Origin of the sequence: Archangium sp. Cb G35 (assembly GCF_001896145.1) — a bacterium.
Lineage (GTDB): Bacteria > Myxococcota > Myxococcia > Myxococcales > Myxococcaceae > Archangium > Archangium violaceum.
Genome location: NZ_MPOI01000008.1, coordinates 386,178 through 407,801, shown reverse-complemented (window position 1 = coordinate 407,801; position 21,624 = coordinate 386,178). Strand labels below are relative to the sequence as shown.

Here is a 21,624-nt window from a genome sequence, read left to right as displayed (position 1 = left end):
GAAGCACATCCAAAGCCGCTCCGGTGGCACCACTGGCAAGGCACTCTCAATCGCCCGCGATGCGGCAGTGGACATTCAGTTCTGGCACGCGAAGCACGAGCACATCATCAGGACCGAACCCTTGCTTCAGCTGCTCCGGATTATCGGTTTCACAGTAAATCGACATCTCCTCCTTATGGTTCTCGCTGACACGGAACTTCTGGGGCAGCGTCGAGTCGACAGTGAAGGGAATGACAAGTCCGTTGTCCGGGCTGGGGTAGCTACGCCCTCGTATCGAGTAGCGCATCGGATCTTCTTGGTGCAGCGTGTAGGAGATGGAATCGGGCTCCGAGTCGTGGACCTTCACGCGCTCGATGGCGAGGAGCCGCAACGCTTCGGGTGCTTCGACTTCGACCCGCCTCACGTAGGCGCCCTGGAGCGTCTTGCGGATGAACGCCGCGAGTGTGTTCGCGACTTCCTCGTTGGCGGGAATCGCGGCGACGACAATGAAGAAGCCCGGGTTCAGCCCCTTGATGGTGGATGAGTCCATCACCTTGGGGAAGTCACCGTGCTCCGGCAGGTGCTTCGCCTTGTAGCTCTTGAGCTTCGCGGCGGCGGCGGCCTGGGTCTTGGCTCCATCGGCGATGACGATGAAGGCTGGCTTGAGTTCGGCTGGTGTCGAGCCGAGCAGCGACAGAGTGAGCAGGAGGGAGATCATCCAAGCAGCATAGTTCAGCCCGGGAGCCCCTGGGCGAGCGGCTCCAGGTGCTGCACCTTCACGTTCAGCACCTTCCCCGTCTTCTCCAAGACCCCCTGCCCCACCAGGAACAGTGCGCCATGGATGTCCTTACGGAACCGCGCATATGCGTCCGGTGCCACCACCAGGTTCGCGATCCCCGTCTCGTCCTCGAGCGATAGGAAGCAGAACCCCTTCGCCGTCGGTGGCATCTGCCGGGTGATGAGCATCCCGCCCACCGCCACCCGGGCTCCCGCTCGCACCCGCTCCAGCCCCGCCGCCGTCACCGCGCCCCGTTTGCGCAGCGCCGGTCTCAACAGCTCCAACGGGTGCTTCTCCAGCGACACGCCCACCGTCTCGAAGTCCTTGCTCACCCGCTCCGCCACGTTCATCTGCGGCAGCTCCACCTGCGTCCCGTCCATCGCCATCCCGAAGAACAGGTCCGTCTCCTCCAGCGGGCCCAGCGCCTGGATCTCCCACAGCGCGTCCCGCCGCGAGCCGCTGATGCTCCCCAGCGCCCCCGCCAGCGCCAGCCGCGCCAGCTCGTGCCGCGGTGCCCGCGTCCGCCTCGCCAGCTCTCCGATGCTCGCGTAGCGCCCTCCCTGTCTCGCGGACTCCACCCGCCGCCCCGCTGCCTCCTGGAGCCCTCGCACCATCCGCATCCCCAACCGCAGCGCCCCGCCCTCCTCCATCGTGCAATCCCACCCCGAGTGGTTCACGTCCACGCCCAGCACCTTCACCCCGTGCCGCTGCGCGTCCGCCACCAGCGTGTGCGGCGCGTAGAAGCCCATCGGCTGCGAGTTCAGCAGCGCCGCCGTGAACGCCGCCGGGTAGTGGCACTTCAGCCACGAGGACGCGTACGCCAGCAGCGCGAAGCTCGCCGAGTGGCTCTCCGGGAAGCCGTAGTGCGCGAACCCGCGGAACTGGCGGAACAGCGTGTCCACGTACTCGGGCGAGTATCCCCGCCCCACTCCGCCCTCCACGAAGCGCTGGTGGAACGGCCCCAGCCGCTCCTCCGCCCGCTTGTGGGACAACGCTCGCCTCAGTCCGTCCGCCTCCGCTGGCGTGAAGCCCGCCACCGCCATCGCCAGCTTCATCGCCTGCTCCTGGAAGAGCGGCACCCCCAGCGTCTTCTGCAGGATCCGCCGCACGTCCTCCGACGGGTACTCCACCGGCTCCTTCCCCTCCCGCCTCCGCAGGTACGGGTGCACCATGTCCCCGACGATCGGCCCCGGCCGGATCAGCGCGATCTCCACCACCAGGTCATAGAAGCACCGCGGCTTCAGCCTCGGCAGCATGTTCATCTGCGCCCGGCTCTCGATCTGGAACACCCCGATCGAATCCGCGTTGCACAGCATGTCGTAGACCTTTGGATCCTCCGCCGGAATCGTGGCCAGCGTCAGCTCGCGCCCGTGGTGCTCCTTGATCAGCGCCAGGCACTTCGCCAGCGCCGTCAGCATCCCGAGCCCCAGCAGGTCCACCTTCAGGACGCCCACCGCCTCCAGGTCGTCCTTCTCCCACTGCACCACCGTGCGGCCCTTCATCGCCGCGTTCTCCACCGGGATCATCTCCACCAGCGGCTCACGCGTGATGACGAACCCGCCCACGTGGATGGAGAGGTGTCTCGGGAAGCTCTCGATCTCCTGCGCCAGTGCCAGCGTCTGCCGCACCCGCCGGTCCTCCTCCGACAGCCCCACCTCCTTCAGCAGCTCCAGCGACATCTCGCCGTGCGCCCCCGCCACCTTCGCCAGCCGGTCCACCTGGTCCAGCGACAGCCCGAGCGCCTTGCCCACCTCGCGCAGCGCCAGCCTCCCCCGGTAGCAGATAACCTCGCACACCATCCCCGCCCGGTGCCGGCCGTGCTTCTCGTACACGTACTGCAGCACCTCCTCGCGCCGCTCGTGCTCGAAGTCCACGTCGATGTCCGGCGGCTCCTTGCGCTCCATGCTCAGGAAGCGCTCGAAGAGCAGCCCCATCCGCACCGGATCGATCGCCGTCACGCCCAGCGCGTAGCACACCGCCGAGTTCGCAGCGCTCCCACGCCCCTGGCACAGAATCCCCTTCGAGCGCGCGAACCGGACGATGTCCCAGATCGCCAGGAAGTACCCCGCGAAGTCCAACGCCGCGATCAGCTTCAGCTCGTGCTCGATCTGCTTCACCACCTCGGGTGGCACGCCTCCCGGGTAGCGCACTTGAAGCCCCTGGTACGTCAGCTCGCGCAGCCACGTCGACGTTGTCTGCCCCGGCGGCAGATCCTCCTCCGAGAAGTGGTAGCGCAACCCGTCCAGCGTCGCGTTGCAGCGGCTCGCCAGCTCCACCGTGCGCTCCAGCGCCTCCGGGCAGTCCGCGAACAGCCGCGCCATCTCCTCCGGCCCCTTCAGCGTCCGCTCCGCGTTGGGCAGCCGCCTCGTCCCGAGCTGCCCCAGCGTCGTCTTGTACCGGATGGCCGTGAGCACGTCCTGCAACGGCTGGCGGCTCCGCTGGTGCGTGTGCACATCGTTGTGCGCGCACAGCGGCACCCCGAGCGTCTTCGCCAGCGCCTTCGCCTTCGCCACCCGCGCCTCGTCCCCAGAGGACAGCGTGCGGCACATGCCCACGTAGAAGCGATCCCCGAAGGACTCCGCCAGCGGCCCCACCCGATCCGCCGCCACAGGGTACGGCAGCAGCGCCAGCAGCCCCTCGTTGCCCTCCGCCAGCTCGCGCCACGGCAGGCCCGCCTCGCCCTTGGGGTGCAACATCCGGCTCTTCGAGATCAGCCGGCTCAGGTTCGCGTAGCCCCTCGCGTCCTGCGCGTACACCACCACCGGCGGGCCATCCAGCAGTGTCAGCTCGCTGGCGATCAGGTATTTGATTCCCGCTTCCCTCGCCGCGAGGTGGGCCTTCACCGCTCCGTACAGGCCGTCCAGATCCGCCAGCGCCACGGCGGACAGTCCCCGCTCCGCCGCTGCCTGGATCAGTTCCTCGGGGTGCGATGCCCCGCGCAGAAACGAGAAGTTCGACCGGCAGACCAGCTCGGCGTACACGCTCGCCACCCTACTGAGCGGCCGTTCAGGCGGAAGGTCCGCCCCAGTAGGTATGTACAGTCTACCCGCCGTGTCACGTCACTCAGGAAGTGGGATCATCCCGCGTGACCTTCTTGCCGGGTGTGGCTCGGGGTGGAACCTGGGACGTCTGATCCAGACCCTCACCCTGACCCTCTCCCAGAGGGAGAGGGGATGCACACGGGTGGGAACTCGGGAGCCGGATACCCTCACCCCAGCCCTCTCCCGGAGGGCGAGGGAGTGGGGCCGCTCGAACCGGGTTAGGATTCCAAGGTGTCCTCGATACGACGATGCACCTGGATATCGCTGGGCGTGCTGTTCCTCTCGCTCGGCCTCGCTTGCTCGCGAGGGGACTCACGGCCATCACAGGAGCTCGTCCACGAGGCCTACGTCTGGCAGCGCGACTGGAGCCCCGAGCTGGAGCAGGCCATCGCGGACGTTCCCTCGGAGCTGGGTGCTCTCCGCGTGCTGGCTCGCGAGCGCTCCGGACCCTCCCGTACGCCGGTGGACATCGCGGTGGATGTGGAGGCACTGGCTCGCAGCGGCCGCGAGGTAGTGGCGGTAATGCGCGTGGATGGCACGGCGCCGCTCGAGGGCATCTCCCTCCAGGAAGTCGCTACCCACGCTCGTGCCTGGCAGGCGAAGGGCGTCCGCGTCCGGGGCATCGAGCTGGATCATGATTGCGCCACCGCCGCACTGCCCGCCTACGCGGACTGGCTGGCTCGCGAGCGGGCGGCACTCGGAGACCTGGCGCTCTCCCTCACGGCGCTACCCACGTGGAGCACCTCGCCGGCACTCGCCCGGCTCGTCTCCATTCCCGATGGCATCGTGGTCCAGGTGCACGCCGTGCGTGCTCCCACGCTCTTCACCCCCGGCGAGGCCCGGAGCTTCATCGAGGCCTGGTCCCGGGTCACCCGCCGTCCCTTCCACGTGGCGCTCCCCACCTACCGTGTGCGGCTGCACGATGGGACGCCCCTGTCCGCGGAGCCTCGCGAGGTGGCCCGCTTCCTCGCCGGACTGCGCGAGCGCCCCGTGGAGGGAGTCGCGGGCATCGTCTGGTTCCGGCTCGGACATCGGGGCGATCCAGAGGCGTGGAGCACGTCCACCCTCTCGGCGGTGGTGCGCGGTGAATCGCTCGACCCGCGGTTCCTCCCGCGACTGGTGGACGCGGGCGGAGGCACGCTGGACATCGTCATCGAGAATACCGGCCGCGTGGATGCCCCCGCTCCCGCGAGCCTCACCCTTTCTGGAAATCTCGAGGTCCTCGATGGCGTGGGCGGCTATGCCCCGCGAGGGACCTCGCTCGTGGCGCGCATGCCTCCCCGGCTGCGCGCCGGCGAGCGCCGTGTCATTGGCTTCGTCCGGGGATCCGAGGTGGCCATTGCTGCTCCGTAGTGCATTGACGTTCCTGGTCTTCCTGGTGGTGCTCACTCCCGTGCGCCACGCGCGCGCCTGCGGCCCCGACTTCCCGCCCGTGTTGCTGGGCGATCGGGCCCGTCTGCTGGCGGAACTGCCGGACAGTGCCTTCATGCACGAGGTCTCGCACCTGCTGCCGAAGCCGGCGGACACCTTCGTCGTCGTCGAGACCGCCAAGGAACCGGAGGGATCCCGGACGGGTGGCGGTGCCCGCGAGACGGAGCTGTACCAGTCCGGTGCGAAGGTCTTCCACGAGGGGCACTGGGACGAGGCGCGTGCCCGTTTCCAGGAAGTGCTCGCCCTGCCCGCCGGGGAGCGCCGCCGCTTCTCCACCTTCGCGGCCTTCATGTTGGGGCGGATGGCGGGCGCGGGCACGGAGTTGGAGGAAGCACGGCAGCGCTTCGCCGAGGTGCGCGCTCTGGTGCGAGAGGGTTTCGACGATCCGCTGGGCCTGGCGGCCGCCAGCCTGGGCGAGGAAGCACGGCCCCTGCTGAGAGCGGGTGACGACACGGGAGCGATCCATCTCTACGCGGAGCAGGCGGCCCACGGGAGCTGGAACGGAGCAACCTCTCTGTTGTTCATGGCCCGGGCCATCGCCCGTGACGAGGCGCGCCTGCTCCAGGTGTTGAGGGAGCCCCTGGGGCAGCGCCTGATGGCCACCTATGCCTGGACGCGCGGGCAGGAGATCCTGTGGGTGGACGACACGGAGTCGCCCACGCCGCTGCGGCGTCTGCTGGAGGCACTCGCGGCCGTGCCCGGGCTGACCGGAGCGGACCGGCTGGCTGCGGGAGCGTGGCGCGCGGGACGCTTCGACCTGGCCGAGCGCTTCGCCGGACAGGAGCGGACCCCGCTCGCCGCCTGGGTGCAGGCGAAGCTGGCGGTGCGCCGGGGAGACAAGGCGGCGGCGGAACGGTTCCTCGCGGAGGCCGCGGAGGGCTACCCGGAGCAGGAAAACTGGGCGCCCCAGGATTGGATGATGCCGCAGCGTCCACGGGCCCATGTGGAGGGAGAGCGGACGCTCCTGGCGCTCCTGCGCGGCGATTTCCCACAGGCGGCGGAGCTCGTGCTGAAGACCTGCTCCTGGCCGGACATCGCCTATGTCGCGGAGCGCGTGCTGACGGTGGAGGAGTTGCAAAGGTTCATCGTGGCCCATGCCTCCAGCCCGGAGCTCCGGTGCAAGCCCGAGCCTGGCTTGTGGCAGGAGGAGAACGAGCGCCAGGACGTGAATGCCCAGCTCCGTCTGCTACTCGGGCGGCGTCTGCTGCGCGGCGGGCGTGGCCAGGAGTCCCTGGAGTACTTCCGCGGCACGAAGTGGGAGGAGCCCGCGCGCCAGTACGTGGAGGCACTCGAGCAGGCCCGGTCCGCCTGGCGCGACCTGGATGAGGCCCAGGCGCTCTACACGGCGGCGCGGCTCGCGCGCTCCACGGGCATGGAGATGATGGGCACCGAAGTGGCACCAGATTGGGCCTGGGTGGCGGGCCTGTACGACGTGGGCGAGTGGAATGCCGAGATCCAGCGGGCCTCCGAGGGTTCCCCTGCGCGAGCCATCCTGGGAGATCTGCCGCTCGACTCGGAGGCTGAGCGCGCGCGGCTGACCGCCCACGCACCACCGCACACGCGGCGCTTCCACTACCGCTCCACGGCGGCGGATCTCGCCGAGCGGGCCGCGGCGCTGGTGCCTCCCCGCAGTCAGGCATACGCCGCGCTCCTGTGCCACGCCGCGCGATTCGTCGCTCGCACCGAGCCGGAGCGCGTCCAGCGGCTCTGGACCACCTACGTGAAGAACGGAGCGTTGATCTACGACACGACGCTGTTTGGCGAGCGCTGCCCGGAGCCGGACTTCGAGCGGTTGCGCAACCAGAAGCTCGCCATGCCCTGGCGGACCTGGAGGCTGCGCACGCTGGCCACGGTGGGCGCGGGCTTCCTGCTGCCCATGCTGGGCGCTGTTGTCCTCGTACGCCGCAAACGCCGCCAGTAGAATGGCTCGCTTCACGTGGAGACAACGATGACGGATGCGAATCTTCTGAAGGAAGCGGAGCGGCTCCAGGTACTGCTGGCCGAGCAGGCCGCGAAGCATGATCGTGAGACCACCTTCCCCGAGGAGGGGAAGACGGCCATGAATCACTCGCCGCTGAACACGGCGCTCCTGGATGGCGCCTCGTGGCTGACCTTCGGGCAGGTCATCAGCATCCTGGCCCGGGGGGATGCCTCCTTCGCCACGGCCTGGCTGATGCATCAGGGGTCGGCGGCGATGCTGCGGGCCCTGGCGGATCCGGCGCAGGCCTCCTTCATGGAGGCGGAGTTCCGCCGTGGCGCCTGGTTCGGAAACGCCCTGGGCGAGCCCACCAGCGGCAACCAGTTCCTCATGCCGCTGCAGCAAGCCCGCCGCGTGGAGGGAGGCTGGCGCCTCTCGGGGTCCAAGCGCTTCGTCTCCGGCGGCGAGGGCGCGAAGTACCTCATCACCAGCGCTATCTGTGACGGGCAACCCGGCTTCTTCCTCATCGACAAGGATGACTCCGTCCGGGCGGAGGAGATCTGGGATCCCATGGGCATGCGGGCCACCCGCAGCCAGCTCCTGCACCTCCAGGACACACTGCTGCCGGAGTCCCGGAGGCTGCGGCTCGATCCCACCCAGCCCAACGCCATCTCCGTGGGGCTGCCGTGGATCTCCATCGGCATCGCCGAGGCGGCGATGGGCTTCGCCATCGGCTACGCGAAGGAGCGCAGGCTTCCCCCGGAGAACAAGCCGCTCGCCGAGCTGCAGTGGGTCCAGTTCTCCGTCGCGGACATGAGCACCCGTCTGGAGGCGGCGCGCTCCCTGGCCATCCGCTCGGCCACCGCCACCGACCAGCGCACCCCGGATTCTCCCTTCCTGCAGATGCAAGCCAAGATGGTGGCCAATGACGCCGCCATCGCCATCGCCACCGCGGCACTGGAGCTCGCGGGAGGCTCGGGCTACCTGAAGAGCCGCCCCATCGAGCGCTACGTCCGTGACGCCATGAGCGGGCCTCTGATGGCCTGGTCTCCCGCCGTCACGCGCGACCTCCTCGGCAAGGCCATCCTGGGTCTCCTGGGGCCTCCACCGGCCTGAGTCATGTGCACTCCGCCGCCTCGCTTTCACCCACGCGGGGCGGCATTTCAGGAGAAGATGGCCTCATGGATCGGCCGGAATTTCTGCGCTGGGCGGGCATCGAGTTGTCCACGAGGCACCCGGGATGCGCCATAGACGAAGGCGACAGCCACCGGGTCGTTCGCTGCGCGAGGAACATGTACCTGGGCGTCGATGCGCTCCTCGACGGTGAGATGCGGGTGCACGTCTTCACGGACAAAGATCATCTGATGCTGACCACCGCGGCTCCGGTCGTCGGCCTGCCTCCACCGGGGATGGAGTACAAGGTCCAGCGCGGCGTGGATTCACCGGGCCGCCTGTACGCCAGGCTCACGTGGCGGCACAGGGGATCCACCTATGCCACCGAGAAGTTCCAGGCCATCGCGGCACTGGACTGGCTCCAGGTGCTCGTGCTCCCCAACCTCCTGCCTTGATGGGAACCTGTCAGCGCAGCGTCTGGAGCCCGGGCTCCAGCAGGTGCGGCGTCGCGTCGAAGCTCCGCAACGAGATCCGATCTCCCGAGAAGAGGAAGTCCGTACAAGCGGTGTTCCACACCATGAGGCTCAGCGCGAAGACCTTCTCCGCGCTCGCCTCCAACGTCAGCCCCGTGGCCACCGCCATCGTCCCCGCCGACGTGAACGCCACCACCTCCGCCTTCCTCCCCGGCTGCTGCATCATCTTCCGCAGCCCCGCTTCCACCCGCGAGACGAACGAGTTCCAGCGCTCCACCGCCGGATCCTCCAGCTCGCCCCGCGCCCACGCCCGGCCCAGTGGATCCAACAGCCGGAACAGCCGCCGCGCTCCGTCCGGCCCCTCCAGCGCGCCCGACTCCATCAGCTCGCGCACCTGATCGTTCCGCTCCGCCAGCTTCGGCAGCAGCACCCGGAACAACGGCTCCGCCGAGTACTCGTCCAGCTCCGGCAGCACCACCGGCTCGGGGAACCGCAGGCCCCGGGCCAGGTAGGCCGCCCTCACCGCCTCGCATGTCTGCTGATGGCGCCAGGCTGGTCCCACGTACACCGCCTCCAACGCGTGCTCCGCCGCCGCCCACACCTCCCCCAGCCGCTCGGCCTGACGCATCCCCAGCTCGGACAACCGGTCCCGGTCGTACCACTCGCCAGACGTCTGCCCGTGCCGCACCAGGGTCAACACTCCCATCCGCCACCTCTCACTCTCGAAGGACTGCTCACCCCGGAAGCCCATCAGCGGGCTGCTCACATCGCCGTGGAGCCACCGTCCACGACGAGCTCCGAGCCGGTCATCAACTTGGACTCGTCCGAGGCCAGGTACAGCACCGCGTAGGCGACGTCGTCCGGCTCACCGAGGTGGCCGAGCGGAATCATGCGCGACAGCTTCGCCTTGCCCGCCGCCATGTCGCCGCCCAGGCTCGCGAGCCCATCCACCATGGGCGTCTCGATGAAGGTGGGGTGTACGGAGTTGCAGCGGATGCCGTAGCCCTTGCGCGCACAGTGCAGCGCCACGGACTTCGTCAGCAGGCGCACCCCCGCCTTGCTCGAGCAGTAGGCAGGCAGGGTGTCCACCCCCACCAGCCCCGCCACGGAGCTGATGTTGATGATGGAGCCCTTCGCGCCGCTCTGGCGCATGCCGCGGATGGCGTGCTTGCAGCCGAGGAACACCCCATCCAGGTTCACCGCGTGCACGAGCCGCCACTCCTCCAGTGAAAGCGTCTCGATGTCCTTCGAGACGCCGATGCCCGCGTTGTTCACCACCACGTCCAGGCGGCCGAAGGTGGCCACCACCTCGTCCACCACCCGCTGCCAGTCCTGCTCGTTCGTGACGTCCAGCGCCCAGGCCCGGGCGGATGCGCCCAGCGTCTCGGCGGCCGAGCGGACGCCGGCCTCGTTGCGATCCGTGAGCGCCACCCGGGCGCCCTCGCGCACCAGCATGGCCGCCGCGGCCTTGCCCAGCCCCGACGCGGCTCCCGTCACCAGTGCCACCTTGCCCTCGACTCTTCCGGCCATCACTCCTCCAGGGGTTCGAAGGCGGCGGAGCCTACACGGTCCTGGCGCACCGCGTCTCGAAGGTGGCAAGCTCTCGGCCGCATAGGAGCGTTCATGGACATCCATGGCTGGCAGTTGTGGATTCTCGCGGCGATCATCGGGGGAGCGCTGGAGATGGCCCTCCCCGGCTTCGTGGTGCTCTGGTTCGCGGTGGGCGCGCTGGCCGCCAGCCTCATCGCGGCGCTGGGGCTGGGCATCAACGCCCAGCTCGCGGTCTTCATCAGCGTCTCGCTGGCGCTCTTCGCCAGCTCGCGCACCATCTTCAAGAAGGCCTTCATGCGCAACGCCTCCAAGATGAAGACGGGCGTGGAGGCCATGGTGGGTCAGGAGGCCGTGGTGACCGAGGCCCTGGTCGAGGGGCACAGCGGCGGCACCGTCCGCATCAATGGCGAGCTCTGGTCCGCCCGCTCCCTCGGTGGTGGCGTGGCCGAGGGTGAGCTCGTCGTCGTCGAGCAGGTGGAAGGTTTGAAATTGTGGGTGCGGCGTCCCTCCGCGTCCCTGGAAGTGACTCCGAAACAGAAGAAGGAAGGTCGTTAGATGGGTACTGCCCTCTTTGTGTTTGGTGCGGTGGCCGTGGTGTTCGCCATGGTGAAGGGCCTGCGCATCGTTCCCCAGGCCAAGGTCATGGTGGTGGAGCGCCTGGGCAAGTTCCACCACGTGGCCGGCAGCGGTCCGAACATCCTCATCCCGTTCTTCGACTCGCCGCGTGTGATGGAGATGCGCGTGGGTCACAACTACCACCGCAGCCACCTGGTGGACTTGCGCGAGCAGGTCATGGGCTTCGAGACCGTGCAGGTCATCACCCATGACAACGTCACCATGGAGGTGGGCTCGGTCATCTACTACCAGATCGTGGATCCGGCGAAGGCGCTCTACGCGGTGGAGAACCTGGCGCTGGCCATCGAGCAGCTGACGATGACGAACCTGCGCAACATCATGGGCGGGCTGACGCTGGATCAGACGCTCACCAGCCGCGAGACGGTGAACACCAAGCTGCGCACGGTCCTGGACGACGCCACGGAGAAGTGGGGCGTGAAGGTGACGCGGGTGGAGCTGCGCGAGATCGAGCCGCCCTCCGCCATCAAGGACGCCATGGCCAAGCAGATGACGGCCGAGCGCGAGCGCCGCGCCGAGGTGACCAAGGCCGAGGGTGACAAGTCCGCGGCCATCCTCCAGGCCGAGGGCGAGAAGATCTCCCGGATCCTCCGCGCGGAGGCCGAGCGTGACGCGGAGGTGGCGCGCGCCGAGGGCCGCAAGCGCGCCACGCTGCTGGACGCGGAGGCGAAGGCCGATGCCACGCGGCTGGTCTTCGATGCCATCAACTCCGGTGGCGGTGCGACGCCCGAGGTGCTGGCGCTGCGCTACATGGAGACGCTGCAGGAGCTGGGCAAGGGCGACAACAAGATGTTCGTCCCCTACGAAGCCACGGCGGCGTTGGGCAGCATCGCGACGCTCAAGGAGGTGTTCGCGAAGGAGGGCACCACGAAGGCGCAGCCCGCGCCGAGCGCCGCGGCCCTGAGCGCGCAGTCGCTGTCGCGCACGCTGCAGACGCAGCCGCCGGCCGTGCCGGTGCGCAACCGCCCCGCCCTCCCCTCCGAGGAGTAGTTCCAGTAGTTCCAGCGGGCCCCTCCCCTCACCTCGTCAACATCCCCTCGCCCTCCGGGAGAGGGTCGGGGTGAGGGTATCTCGGTCCCCGGGTTGGAACCTTCCGCGAGCCCCATTGTCCGAGGGGTTGCTCATCACAAAGGAGAGCACATGAGGGAAGCCTTCATCGCGGGTGGTTTCGGGATGTACCCCACGTTCATCGCGGGTCTGGCGCTGTTGCTCACCAGCGCGCGCTACGCCAGCCGTCCGGAGTCCCGATACATTCCCCTGATGATCACCCTGGGGCTGTTCACGCTCTTCGCGGGGAGCCTGGGCTTCGTCACGGGCATCATGAACCTGATGCGCGCCTACGCGGGCCCGCTCGCTGACCAGGGTCCCTCGGTGCTGTACCTGGGTTTCCAGGAGGCGCTGCACAACGTGGCCCTGGCGCTCCTGCTGACGACGATGTCGGCGTTGGCGGCTTCCGTCGGCGCATGGCGGCTCGCTCAGCAGGCACGGGCCGCCGCCGCGACCGTGCCCGTTCGCTAGAACTCGCACGTCAGGGATTGCGCGGGGGCCCGTCCGTGGTTAAAACCTCCGGACGCTGAAGTCCGAGTCCCGCAGTCCGGGTCCCCTCGAACACGAGGCTTCGTACTCCATTGAAGATCCACTCCTGAATCGTCGGCGCTGTCTCTCAGCCAACCCCCGGGCCCCTCGTGCGTGCCCGGAACGATTCTGGAGTTCCTCGTGTCACTCGTTCGCGCTCACCGCGTTTCCTTCGCGTTCTCCGACGCCGTTGCCCTCTTCTCCGATGCCGAGTTCCACCTCCCCGCGGGCTGGACCGGCCTCGTCGGCTCCAACGGCGCCGGCAAGTCCACCCTGCTGCGGCTGATCTCCGGCGAGCTCCAGCCCTCGGACGGACACCTCCACTTCGAGCCCACCTCGGCGCTCGTCCACCTCTGTCCGCAGCGTGTCGAGGAGCTCACCCCCGACATCACCGCGCTCGCCGAGGCCTATGACTCCCGCTCGAGGCGGCTGCTCGGCCAGCTCGGGTTGGATGTGACGGCCCTGGAGCGATGGCCCACGCTATCGCCCGGGGAGCGCAAGCGCTGGCAGATCGGCGCGGCGCTGGCGCGCGAGCCGGACGTGCTGCTGCTCGACGAGCCCACCAACCACCTCGACGCCGAGGCCCGTGAGTGGCTCATCTCCGCGCTGCGCCGCTTCCGCGGGGTGGGCGTGCTCGTCTCCCACGACCGCGAGCTGCTCGAGTCCCTCACCACGTCCACGCTGCGCGTCCACGGGGGCACGGTGCGCCTGTGGCCCGGGGCCTACACGGCCGCGCGCGAGGCCTGGGAAGCCGAGCTGGAGGGCCGCCGCAACGCCCGGCATCAGGCCCAGGAGGAGCACCGCCGGCTCCAGCAGCGGCTCGACAAGACGCGCCGGGATCAAGAGGCCGCCTCCGCCTCGCGCAACGCGGGCGCCCGCATGAGGGACAAGTACGACAGCGACGCGCGCACCCTGGGCGCCAAGAACCTCGTGAACTGGGCGGATGCCCGGCTCGGCCGCAGTGTAACGCTCATCCGCCGCGAGGCCGAGCGCGCCGCCAGCGCCGTCGAGTCCATCGAGGTGGAGAAGACGCTCGGCCGCTCCATCTTCGTCGACTACGTCCGCCCGCCCCACGCGTTGCTGTTCAGCCTCGACGTGCCCCGGCTGTGCGCGGGCGAGGTGGAGCTGTTCGGCCCGCTGCGGCTGGACGTGCCGAGGGACGCCCGCATCCGCATCGAAGGCCCCAATGGCGCGGGAAAGAGCACCCTGCTCCGGGCCCTGCTCGAACAGGCGCGCGTCCCACTGGAGCGCGTACTGTACGTGCCGCAGGATCTGAACGCGGACGAGGCCGAGGAGGCACTGGAGTCCGTGCGCGAGCTGCCTCCCATGGAGAAGGGCCGGGTGTTGTCCCTGGTGGCCGCGCTCGGGGTGGATCCGGATCGCCTGCTCGCCTCGGAGCAGCCTTCCCCCGGGGAGGCGCGCAAGCTGCTCATCGCGCGGGGGCTGGGAGAACATGCCTGGGCACTGGTGCTCGACGAGCCCACCAACCACCTGGACCTGCCGTCCATCGAGCACCTGGAGGAGGCGCTGCGAGAGTACCCCGGGGCCCTGCTGCTGGTGACGCACGACGCGCACTTCGCGCGGCGCTGTACCACCACGCGCTGGCAGGTACGGCCGGGCGGTGTGGACGTCACCTCGGACTGAGGCCTCGCTCTCCTGGAGGCACGAGGGGCAGGAAGCAGGCTGCTCGTCCGGCTTGCCCCCCTCCCGGGGCGGGCATCATGATGCCGAATACCGCGATCGGCGTCATCTTGAGAGGCACCGCTCTGGCTGCTGGTCATTTTGTTGGGAGGCACGGGAATGCTCCTCCGAGACGACCTGGGAGGCATCATGGCCCGCCGGCTTCTCCCAGCGGCCATCCTCATCCCCCTGCTGGTGGGGGGAGCCTGGCTCCTGGGTGAACGGCTGGGGCTCTACGGAACCACCTTCGGAGTCCCGGTCTTCGTGCTCATCACGATGGCGGCATTCCTGCTCGTGATCGTGCGCAATGCGAACGCCCTCTCCCGGCTGGAGGAGCAGCATCGGGACATGGAGCAGGGCGTGAAGGACGGGCTGCGCAACAGTGAGGAGCGCTTCCGGACTGCCTTCGAGGATGCTCCCATCGGAATGGCCATGGTCGGTCTGGATGGCCGGTTCCTGAACGTGAATGGCTCACTGTGCGAGATCATCGGTTACTCGCGGAAGGAGCTCCTCTCCAAGACGTTCCAGGACATCACCCACCCCGATGACCTGGAGCTGGATCTGGCGAACCTGCACCGGCTCATCCAAGGAGAGATCAGCTCCTACCAGATGGAGAAGCGCTACTTCCACAAGCGGGGCCAACTGGTGACCGTCCTTCTGACGGCCTCGGCGGTACGCAACGCCCAGAACGAGCCGCTCTACTTCATCTCGCAAATCCAGGACATCTCCGAGCGCAAGCAACTCGAGCAGGTATGGCGCTTCCTGGCCGATGCGGGCCCACGGCTCGCGGCTTCGCTCGAGTCCCAGACCACGCTCACCGCTGTCGCGGGGCTGATCGTTCCTGAACTGGCGGACTGGTGTGTGCTCGATCTCATCGGTGACGACGGGCGGGTGCACTGGGTGGAAAGCATGGCGGCCACGCCCGAGAAGTCACAGGTCCTGCGCGAGTTGCTCACCGCCTATCCCCATAATCCGTCCCGCCAGGGGCGCATCGTCGCCGACGTCCTCCGGACGGGGAGGCCGGCCCTCTTGCCGGAGTTCCCCGCGGGGATGCTCGAGCCGGCGGCGGAGGACGCGCGCCATCTGGAACTGCTCCGCCGCCTCGACCCTCGTTCGGCCATCGTCGCCCCCCTCATCGCTCGCGGGCGCATCCTGGGCGCCATCATCCTCGTGGCCTCCGAATCAGGACGCCGCTATGGCGCCCGGGACCTCGCCATGGCCGAAGAGCTGGCCAGCCGCGCCGCGCTCGCCATCGACAATGCCCGCCTCCACGAGAAGTCCGAACAAGCGACACGCACTCGCGACGAGGTGCTCCGGATCGTCGCCCATGATCTGCGCACCCCCCTGAACGTCATCTCCCTGAGCACCGGGGTGCTCCTGAGGTGTCCGCCCGAAAAGCGAGCCACCGACACGAAGCCGCTCGAGGCCATCAGGAATGCGGCCAACCGGGCCACCCGGCTCATCCAGGACCTGCTGGACGTCGCCCGCCTGGAGGCAGGCCGCCTGTCCGTGGACCGCCGGCCGGAGCAGACCGCTACACTCGTCAAGGAGGCCGCCGAGTTGCATCGCGCGCTCGCGGATGCGAAGTCCATTCAGCTGACGATCGCCATCGCGGAGAACGCCCCACCTGTCTTCGCGGACGGTGACCGGGTGATCCAGATCCTCTCGAACCTGCTCGGCAACGCGCTCAAGTTCACGCCCGGGGGTGGACAGATAACCCTTCGGGCCGAACCGGTGGAACGGATGATGCGGTTCTCGGTGAGCGACACCGGGTCCGGGATTCCCGAGGAGGACCTGCCCCACCTCTTCGAGCCCTTCTGGCAGGCACACGCGGTAAGGAAGCAGGGAACCGGACTGGGACTCGCCATCGTGAAGGGGCTCGTGGATGCCCACGGCGGACACATCTGGGTCGAGAGCAGCCCGGGAGTGGGGAGCACCTTCTTCTTCACGATTCCCACCACGAGCATGGCCGAGGCCACGGATTCCGCCTCCATCATCCCCCCTGGCTCCTGACCGCTCTGCGCCGTGCTGTCTCTGGCTTTACCTCACCGCGCAGCCCCTCTGTTCGCGCCAAGAGCTCCGTGCGCAGCCATTGGCCGCGGGGGTCGTCATCCACCTGCCGGTGCCAGTAGAGGTGGAGTTCCACCGGCGGGAGCTCCACCGGCATCAGCAGGAGGTGGTTGCCGAGTGGGGCATTGAGCGCCGCCGCGTAGCGCCGCGGCATCGTGAGGAGCAGGTCCGAGCCGGCAACGATGCGGCACGCCGCCTCGGGATGCTGGCAGCGCACGGCGACCTCGCGCTGGTAACCCAGGCGGCTGAGCACCAGGTCCTCCAGCGCCAGTCCCGTGCGCCGCGAGGACACGGTGACGTGCCGCGCGGACAGGTAGGCCGCCACATCCAGCTTCCGCTTCCGCGCGCTGACCACACAGAAGGTGTCACGCAGCAGCACCGTGTGGCGCAGATCGGCCCCGGTCGGCTGCGCCACATCCACCGCCAGGTCCAGCCGCCCTGACGCCAGGTCCCTCTCGAGGCTGGCCCGCTCCAGCCGCACGCTCGCCACCCGGACCTGCGGAGCGCTCTCGCGCAGGCGATTGACGAACCGTGGAAGCAGTGACGGTTCCAGCTCGTCGTTCATCGCGATCGTGACGTGGCCCGCGTCGCGCTGGGGATCGAAGTGCCGGGTGCGCGCCACCGCCTGCTGGAACAGGGAGAGTGCTTCCTGAATCCCAGGGGCCAGACGCTCGGCGAGCGGCGTGGGTGCCACACCCCGCCCCTGGCGCACGAAGAGCGGGTCATCCAACTGCTCCCGCAGGCGCGCCAGGGCATGGCTCACCGCCGACTGGCTCAGGAACAGGACCTCGGCGGCCTTTGTGAAGTTCCGCTCCCGGTAGACGACGTCGAACACCCGGAAGAGGTTGAGGTCGAGCTGGGACAGCTTTCCCGTTTCATGAGCCCCATTCATGGGGACACATGACCAACATTCACTGGATTCATCAAGGGGCCCCGCCACAGGATGGGGCGGCGATACAAGGGACCTCTCATGAACTTCGAGCCGAGTGACCGTTCCAAGGACTACCGCGAGCGCGTGCGGAGTTTCATCCAGAAGCACATCCAGCCCGTGGAGGCTCAGTACTGGGCGCAGATCCGCTCGGCCAGCCACGGTGGTGACTGGCGGCAATGGAAGATTCCCCCCGTCATGGAGGAGCTCAAGGCGCGCGCCAGGGCCGAGGGCCTGTGGAACCTCTTCCTGCCCGACGAGAAGCTCGGCGCTGGCCTCAGCACCCTCGAGTACGCCCCTGTCGCCGAGGAGATGGGCCGCAGCTTCATGGCCCCCGAGGTCTTCAACTGCAATGCCCCGGACACCGGCAACATGGAGGTGCTCTGGCGCTATGGCTCCGAGGAGCAGAAGACCCGCTGGCTCACTCCCCTGCTCGCCGGAGAAATCCGCTCCGTCTTCTGCATGACCGAGCCCGATGTGGCCTCCTCGGACGCCACCAACATGCAGGCCACCGCCATCGTCCAGGGTGACGAGGTGGTGCTCAACGGAAAGAAGTGGTGGTCGAGCGGCATCGGCGACCCCCGCGCGAAGATCATCATCTTCATGGCCCGCACCGCCAACGAGGGCGGCGACCGCCATCATCAGCACTCGATGGTGCTGGTGCCGCTGGACACCCAGGGCGTGGAGATCCAGCGCATGCTCCCGGTGTACGGCGACTACGACGAGCCCCATGGCCACGGCGAGGTGCACTTCCGTGACGTCCGGGTACCGGTCTCCCACATCATCGCGGGCCCGGGACGCGGCTTCGAGATCGCCCAGGGACGTCTCGGCCCCGGCCGCATCCACCACTGCATGCGCTGCATCGGCGCGGCGGAACAGGCGCTCGATCTGATGATCGACCGCGGCATGAGCCGCACCGCCTTCGGCAAGCCGCTGCTCAACCTCGGCGGCAACCGCGAGCGCGTCGCCGAGGCCCGCATCGCCATCGACCAGGCCCGCCTGCTCACGCTCTACGCCGCCTGGAAGCTGGACGAACTGGGCGCCCTGGGCGCGATGAACGAGATCTCCGCCATCAAGGTCGTCGCCCCCAACGTGCTGCAGAAGGTGGTGGATGACGCCATCCAGATCCACGGTGGCGCCGGGGTGTCGCACGACACGCCGCTCTCGGGCTTCTTCGCCCAGGCGCGCACCCTCCGGCTCGCGGATGGGCCAGATGAGGTTCACAAGGGCGTCATCGCCCGTATCGAGCTCGCCCGGCGCGGGTTCTCCAGGAGCCGTGAATCATGAGCAACCAGCGCATCTTCATCACCGGTGGTGCCAGTGGGCTCGGGCAGGCCATCGCCCTGCGCTACGCCCGTGCCGGCTGGCGCGTCTGCATCGCCGACGTCAACGACGCCCGCGGGGCCGAAACCCTCAAGACCCTCTCCTCCCTCACCCAGCATGCGCACTACCTGCGCTGTGACGTGACGCGCGAGGAGGACCTGCGCACCGCCTCCGAATGGCTCGCCTCGAACTGGGGCGGTGTCGACGTGGTGGTCAACAACGCCGGTGTCGCCCAGGCCGGTGCCATCGACGAGGTCCCCCTCGATGACTGGCAGTGGATCATCGACATCAACCTCCTGGGCGTCGTGCGCGGCTGCAAGGTCTTCACGCCCCTCTTCAAGCGCCAGGGCCACGGCCACTTCGTCAACGTGGCCTCCATGGCCGGGCTGCTCGATGTGCCCATGATGAGCAGCTACAACGCCACCAAGGCCGCCGTCGTCTCGCTCTCGGAGACGCTGCACAACGAGCTCGCGGACCACCACATCGGCGTCAGCCTCGTCTGCCCCTCCTTCTTCAAGACCAACCTCACCGAGTCCCTGCGCACCTCCAACGCCGGGCTGCGCACGGCCATGGGCAAGCTGCTCGAGCGCTCGCCCATCACCGCGGACAACATCGCCGATCAGATCTTCCGGGCCGTCGAGCGGCGCGACTTCTACGTCCTCCCCCACCCCGACGGCCGTAAGGCCTGGTTGATGAAGCGGCTCCTCCCGCGCAACATCTATGCCTCTGTGATGCGCAAGAGCACCCGCCGGATGCGCGGGTATGGAGGGGCACAGCAGGCATGACTCCCACTCTCGATGAGGCCAAGGCCGTCCGCGCGGGCGAGGAGCTCGACATCCCCGCCGTGGATGCCTGGCTCAAGGCCCAGGTGCCCTCGCTGGAGGGCACCCCCCAGGTGACCCAGTACGCGGGCGGCGCCTCCAACTGGACCTACCGGCTCCAGTACGCCAACCGAGACCTCATCCTGCGGCGGCCCCCTGCGGGCACCAAGGCGAAGTCGGCGCACGACATGGCGCGCGAGTACACGGTGCAGAAGGCGCTCAAGCCCGTCTATCCCGCCGTGCCCACCATGATCGGCCTGTGCCAGGACCCGGCCGTCATCGGTGCCGACTTCTACGTCATGGAGCGCATCCCCGGCCTCATCCTCCGCTCGCGTCTGCCTCGGGGGCTCGAGCTGGACGCGGCGCAAACCCGGCAGCTGTGCCTCGGCGTCATCGACAAGCTCATCGAGCTGCACCGGGTGGACTACCGCGCCGTGGGCCTCGAATCGATTGGCAAGGGCGCCGGCTACCCCCGGCGGCAGATCGAGGGCTGGTCGGATCGCTACGAGAAGGCCCGCACCTGGAACGTCCCCAGCTTCCGCTTCGTGCGTGACTGGCTCGCCGCCCACACCCCCGACGACGTCTCCACCTGCGTCATCCACAACGACTGGCGCTTCGACAACGTGGTGCTCCACCCCGAGCGGCCCACCGAGGTCATTGGCGTGCTCGACTGGGAGATGGCCACCCTGGGAGATCCGCTGATGGACCTCGGCAACACCCTGGCCTACTGGGTGCATGCCGATGATCCCTGGCTGATGCGCATCACCCGCCGCCAGCCCACGCACCTGCCCGGCATGCTCCGGCGCGAGGAGGTCGTCGCCTACTACCTCGAGCGCACCGGGCTGAAGCCGGCCAACTGGGCCTTCTACGAGGTCTACGGCCTGTTCCGCCTCGCCGTCATCGCCCAGCAGATCTACTACCGCTACCACCACAAGCAGACGCGCAACCCGGCGTTCAAGAACTTCTGGATTCTCATCAACTACTTCGACTGGCGTTGCCGGGGCATCATCAAGAAGGCGTCTCGAGCCTCCCGCTGACACGTCAAGGTGCCCGGCTGACGCGTCATCCGCTGTGTCAGCGGAGCCCTCACGCCCCTTCCTGAAACCCGAGGCCCGTCGTCTCGCGGGGTTCCCCACGGGACGGCGCTGGCCCGGTTTGTGCTCATAGGAGGGGCCGATGATGAAAACAGGACTTTGCGCTTCGAGTGCTCCTGGTAGTAGACGCTGCGTCCTACCGGTGGCCGTGAGCGCTCGTCCTCCCAGCCGCTGACGTCACCCATCTTCCGCGAGTCCGCCGTGCTTCCTGCCCACGCCTTTCTCTCCGCCTTCCTGACGTTCCAGACTCCCGCGCCCGCGCAGCCCACCGCTCCGGCGCAGTCCCCCTCCGCCGAGCAGTCCGCCGAGCGCGCCGCGTCCTCCGCCGAGCGCGCCGCCGCCGCCGCCGAGCGCGCCGCCGAGGCCAATGCTCGCATGGCCGAGGCCATCGAGAGCCTCGCCCGGGGCATCGCCCGCACCGCCCCCCCCGCCGAGCAGCCCCCGGCCGAGCAGAAGCCCGAGACTCCCGCCGAGAAGAAGGAAGAGGCCAAGAAGGACGTCTGGGACGTCACCGTGGGCCTGGGCCTCATCTTCATCACCGGCAACGCCTCCACCGTCACGTTCAACGGCCTGCTCGCCGCGGAGCGCAAGTCGGAGAACTGGATCTACTCCGTCAAGGCCTCGGGCGTTTACGGCGAGAGCCGTCCGCCCGGGCTCGAGGGCGAGGTGGAGACGGTGGCGCAGGTGACGGCGCTCAACGCGGCCCTGCAGCTGCGCGGAGACCGCCGGTTCAACGAGAAGATCAGCGGCTACCTGCTGGGCGCCGCGGACACGGACCACGTGCGCAGCGTGGAGTTCCGCGGCGCGGGCGAGGCGGGTATCGGCATCATCTGGTTGGACGAGAAGCGCAAGGACGGCGGCGAGTCATTCCTGCGCACCGACCTCGCCTTCCGCTACGCCCGGGAGATGCGCTTCCAGTACTACCCCATCCGCTCGAACCTGGCGGACGTGTCGATCGGCGGCCCCCGCCTCGGCGTGGCCTTCCGCTACGGCATCTCCAAGGACGTGTCGTTCCTGGAAGAGTTCAGCGTGCTGCCCAGCCTCGTCGATGACGCGCGCCTGCTCATCAACAGCCAGACGCAGCTCACCGTGCGGCTGACGAAGGCGCTGTCGATCGCCACCACCTTCCTCTTCCAGTACGACAGCGTTCCGGCCCCGGGCAAGCTGCCCACCGACACCTCGCTGTCGGTGAGCGCCGCCATCACCTTCTAGCCGC

At 68.6% G+C, this 21,624-nt stretch carries 18 protein-coding genes; 13 read left to right on the top strand and 5 right to left on the bottom strand.

Features of this window, described 5'->3' with window-relative positions:
* Positions 1–46 precede the first annotated feature (46 nt).
* Positions 47–697: a hypothetical protein gene (locus tag BO221_RS25695; protein WP_073563127.1), complete on the bottom strand. Its 651-nt coding sequence runs from the start codon at positions 695–697 to the stop codon at positions 47–49.
* Positions 698–711: 14 nt separating this feature from the next.
* Positions 712–3,747 carry an error-prone DNA polymerase gene (locus tag BO221_RS25690; protein WP_083681358.1) on the bottom strand — a complete coding sequence of 1,012 codons (3,036 nt, stop codon included), beginning with the start codon at positions 3,745–3,747 and terminating at the stop codon, positions 712–714.
* A 282-nt stretch (positions 3,748–4,029) separates the two neighbouring features.
* Between BO221_RS25690 and BO221_RS25685 the strand changes: the two genes are divergently transcribed.
* The 4 genes from BO221_RS25685 (at position 4,030) to BO221_RS25670 (ending at position 8,715) form a co-directional block, all read left to right on the top strand.
* On the top strand, positions 4,030–5,151 hold the full coding sequence (locus BO221_RS25685; protein ID WP_233166255.1) for a DUF3142 domain-containing protein: 1,122 nt from the start codon (positions 4,030–4,032) through the stop codon (positions 5,149–5,151).
* Complete coding sequence (locus BO221_RS25680; protein ID WP_073563126.1) at positions 5,138–7,150, top strand: hypothetical protein; 2,013 nt, start codon at positions 5,138–5,140, stop codon at positions 7,148–7,150. Before BO221_RS25685 ends, BO221_RS25680 begins: the two co-directional genes overlap by 14 nt.
* 27 nt (positions 7,151–7,177) lie before the next feature.
* A complete protein-coding gene (locus tag BO221_RS25675) occupies positions 7,178–8,263 on the top strand; it encodes an acyl-CoA dehydrogenase family protein (RefSeq protein ID WP_073563125.1) in 1,086 nt (361 codons plus the stop codon).
* Between the two features lie 65 nt (positions 8,264–8,328).
* Positions 8,329–8,715, top strand: a complete 387-nt coding sequence (locus BO221_RS25670; protein ID WP_143195674.1) for a hypothetical protein — start codon at positions 8,329–8,331, stop codon at positions 8,713–8,715.
* Positions 8,716–8,725: 10 nt separating this feature from the next.
* Here BO221_RS25670 and BO221_RS25665 read toward each other — a convergent pair whose 3' ends face one another.
* Positions 8,726–9,439 carry a histidine phosphatase family protein gene (locus tag BO221_RS25665; RefSeq protein ID WP_158079911.1) on the bottom strand — a complete coding sequence of 238 codons (714 nt, stop codon included), beginning with the start codon at positions 9,437–9,439 and terminating at the stop codon, positions 8,726–8,728.
* A gap of 56 nt (positions 9,440–9,495) precedes the next feature.
* Positions 9,496–10,263, bottom strand: a complete 768-nt coding sequence (locus BO221_RS25660) for a glucose 1-dehydrogenase (protein ID WP_073563122.1) — start codon at positions 10,261–10,263, stop codon at positions 9,496–9,498.
* A gap of 93 nt (positions 10,264–10,356) precedes the next feature.
* Here BO221_RS25660 and BO221_RS25655 point away from each other — a divergent pair, with 93 nt between their 5' ends.
* From BO221_RS25655 to BO221_RS25635, 5 genes are all read left to right on the top strand, one after another.
* Entirely contained in the window at positions 10,357–10,839 is a 483-nt protein-coding gene (locus BO221_RS25655) for an NfeD family protein (RefSeq protein WP_073563121.1), read from the top strand.
* Entirely contained in the window at positions 10,840–11,907 is a 1,068-nt protein-coding gene (locus tag BO221_RS25650) for an SPFH domain-containing protein (RefSeq protein ID WP_073563120.1), read from the top strand.
* A gap of 150 nt (positions 11,908–12,057) precedes the next feature.
* Entirely contained in the window at positions 12,058–12,435 is a 378-nt protein-coding gene (locus tag BO221_RS25645; RefSeq protein WP_073563119.1) for a hypothetical protein, read from the top strand.
* 198 nt (positions 12,436–12,633) lie between these two features.
* Positions 12,634–14,136, top strand: a complete 1,503-nt coding sequence (locus tag BO221_RS25640; protein ID WP_073563118.1) for an ATP-binding cassette domain-containing protein — start codon at positions 12,634–12,636, stop codon at positions 14,134–14,136.
* A gap of 156 nt (positions 14,137–14,292) precedes the next feature.
* Complete coding sequence (locus tag BO221_RS25635) at positions 14,293–16,185, top strand: GAF domain-containing sensor histidine kinase (RefSeq protein WP_073563117.1); 1,893 nt, start codon at positions 14,293–14,295, stop codon at positions 16,183–16,185.
* Here the strand turns inward: BO221_RS25635 and BO221_RS25630 are convergent.
* A complete protein-coding gene (locus BO221_RS25630; RefSeq protein ID WP_073563116.1) occupies positions 16,166–17,134 on the bottom strand; it encodes a LysR family transcriptional regulator in 969 nt (322 codons plus the stop codon). The genes BO221_RS25635 and BO221_RS25630 overlap by 20 nt on opposite strands.
* A 78-nt stretch (positions 17,135–17,212) precedes the next feature.
* Here BO221_RS25630 and BO221_RS25625 point away from each other — a divergent pair, with 78 nt between their 5' ends.
* The 4 genes from BO221_RS25625 to BO221_RS25610 all read left to right on the top strand — a co-directional run bounded on the left by BO221_RS25625 (position 17,213) and on the right by BO221_RS25610 (position 21,620).
* The gene (locus BO221_RS25625; protein ID WP_073563115.1) at positions 17,213–18,457 is read left to right on the top strand and encodes an acyl-CoA dehydrogenase family protein; all 1,245 of its coding nucleotides are present in this window, start codon (positions 17,213–17,215) and stop codon (positions 18,455–18,457) included.
* Positions 18,454–19,278, top strand: a complete 825-nt coding sequence (locus BO221_RS25620; protein ID WP_073563114.1) for an SDR family oxidoreductase — start codon at positions 18,454–18,456, stop codon at positions 19,276–19,278. Before BO221_RS25625 ends, BO221_RS25620 begins: the two co-directional genes overlap by 4 nt.
* The gene (locus BO221_RS25615) at positions 19,275–20,351 is read left to right on the top strand and encodes a phosphotransferase family protein (RefSeq protein ID WP_073563113.1); all 1,077 of its coding nucleotides are present in this window, start codon (positions 19,275–19,277) and stop codon (positions 20,349–20,351) included. Before BO221_RS25620 ends, BO221_RS25615 begins: the two co-directional genes overlap by 4 nt.
* A 258-nt stretch (positions 20,352–20,609) precedes the next feature.
* A complete protein-coding gene (locus BO221_RS25610) occupies positions 20,610–21,620 on the top strand; it encodes a DUF481 domain-containing protein (protein ID WP_073563112.1) in 1,011 nt (336 codons plus the stop codon).
* The last annotated feature ends 4 nt before the right edge of the window (positions 21,621–21,624 follow it).

What these genes read in the sequence shown, in the direction of transcription:
- BO221_RS25615 (WP_073563113.1), top strand. Translation starts at nt 19,275, where the DNA reads ATGACTCCCACTCTCGATGAGGCCAAGGCCGTCCGCGCGGGCGAGGAG.
- BO221_RS25620 (WP_073563114.1), top strand. Translation starts at nt 18,454, where the DNA reads ATGAGCAACCAGCGCATCTTCATCACCGGTGGTGCCAGTGGGCTCGGG.
- BO221_RS25670 (WP_143195674.1), top strand. Translation starts at nt 8,329, where the DNA reads ATGGATCGGCCGGAATTTCTGCGCTGGGCGGGCATCGAGTTGTCCACG.
- BO221_RS25655 (WP_073563121.1), top strand. Translation starts at nt 10,357, where the DNA reads ATGGACATCCATGGCTGGCAGTTGTGGATTCTCGCGGCGATCATCGGG.
- BO221_RS25635 (WP_073563117.1), top strand. Translation starts at nt 14,293, where the DNA reads ATGCTCCTCCGAGACGACCTGGGAGGCATCATGGCCCGCCGGCTTCTC.
- BO221_RS25675 (WP_073563125.1), top strand. Translation starts at nt 7,178, where the DNA reads ATGACGGATGCGAATCTTCTGAAGGAAGCGGAGCGGCTCCAGGTACTG.
- BO221_RS25630 (WP_073563116.1), bottom strand. Translation starts at nt 17,134, where the DNA reads ATGAATGGGGCTCATGAAACGGGAAAGCTGTCCCAGCTCGACCTCAAC.
- BO221_RS25645 (WP_073563119.1), top strand. Translation starts at nt 12,058, where the DNA reads ATGAGGGAAGCCTTCATCGCGGGTGGTTTCGGGATGTACCCCACGTTC.
- BO221_RS25625 (WP_073563115.1), top strand. Translation starts at nt 17,213, where the DNA reads ATGAACTTCGAGCCGAGTGACCGTTCCAAGGACTACCGCGAGCGCGTG.
- BO221_RS25660 (WP_073563122.1), bottom strand. Translation starts at nt 10,263, where the DNA reads ATGGCCGGAAGAGTCGAGGGCAAGGTGGCACTGGTGACGGGAGCCGCG.
- BO221_RS25665 (WP_158079911.1), bottom strand. Translation starts at nt 9,439, where the DNA reads ATGGGAGTGTTGACCCTGGTGCGGCACGGGCAGACGTCTGGCGAGTGG.
- BO221_RS25695 (WP_073563127.1), bottom strand. Translation starts at nt 697, where the DNA reads ATGATCTCCCTCCTGCTCACTCTGTCGCTGCTCGGCTCGACACCAGCC.
- BO221_RS25650 (WP_073563120.1), top strand. Translation starts at nt 10,840, where the DNA reads ATGGGTACTGCCCTCTTTGTGTTTGGTGCGGTGGCCGTGGTGTTCGCC.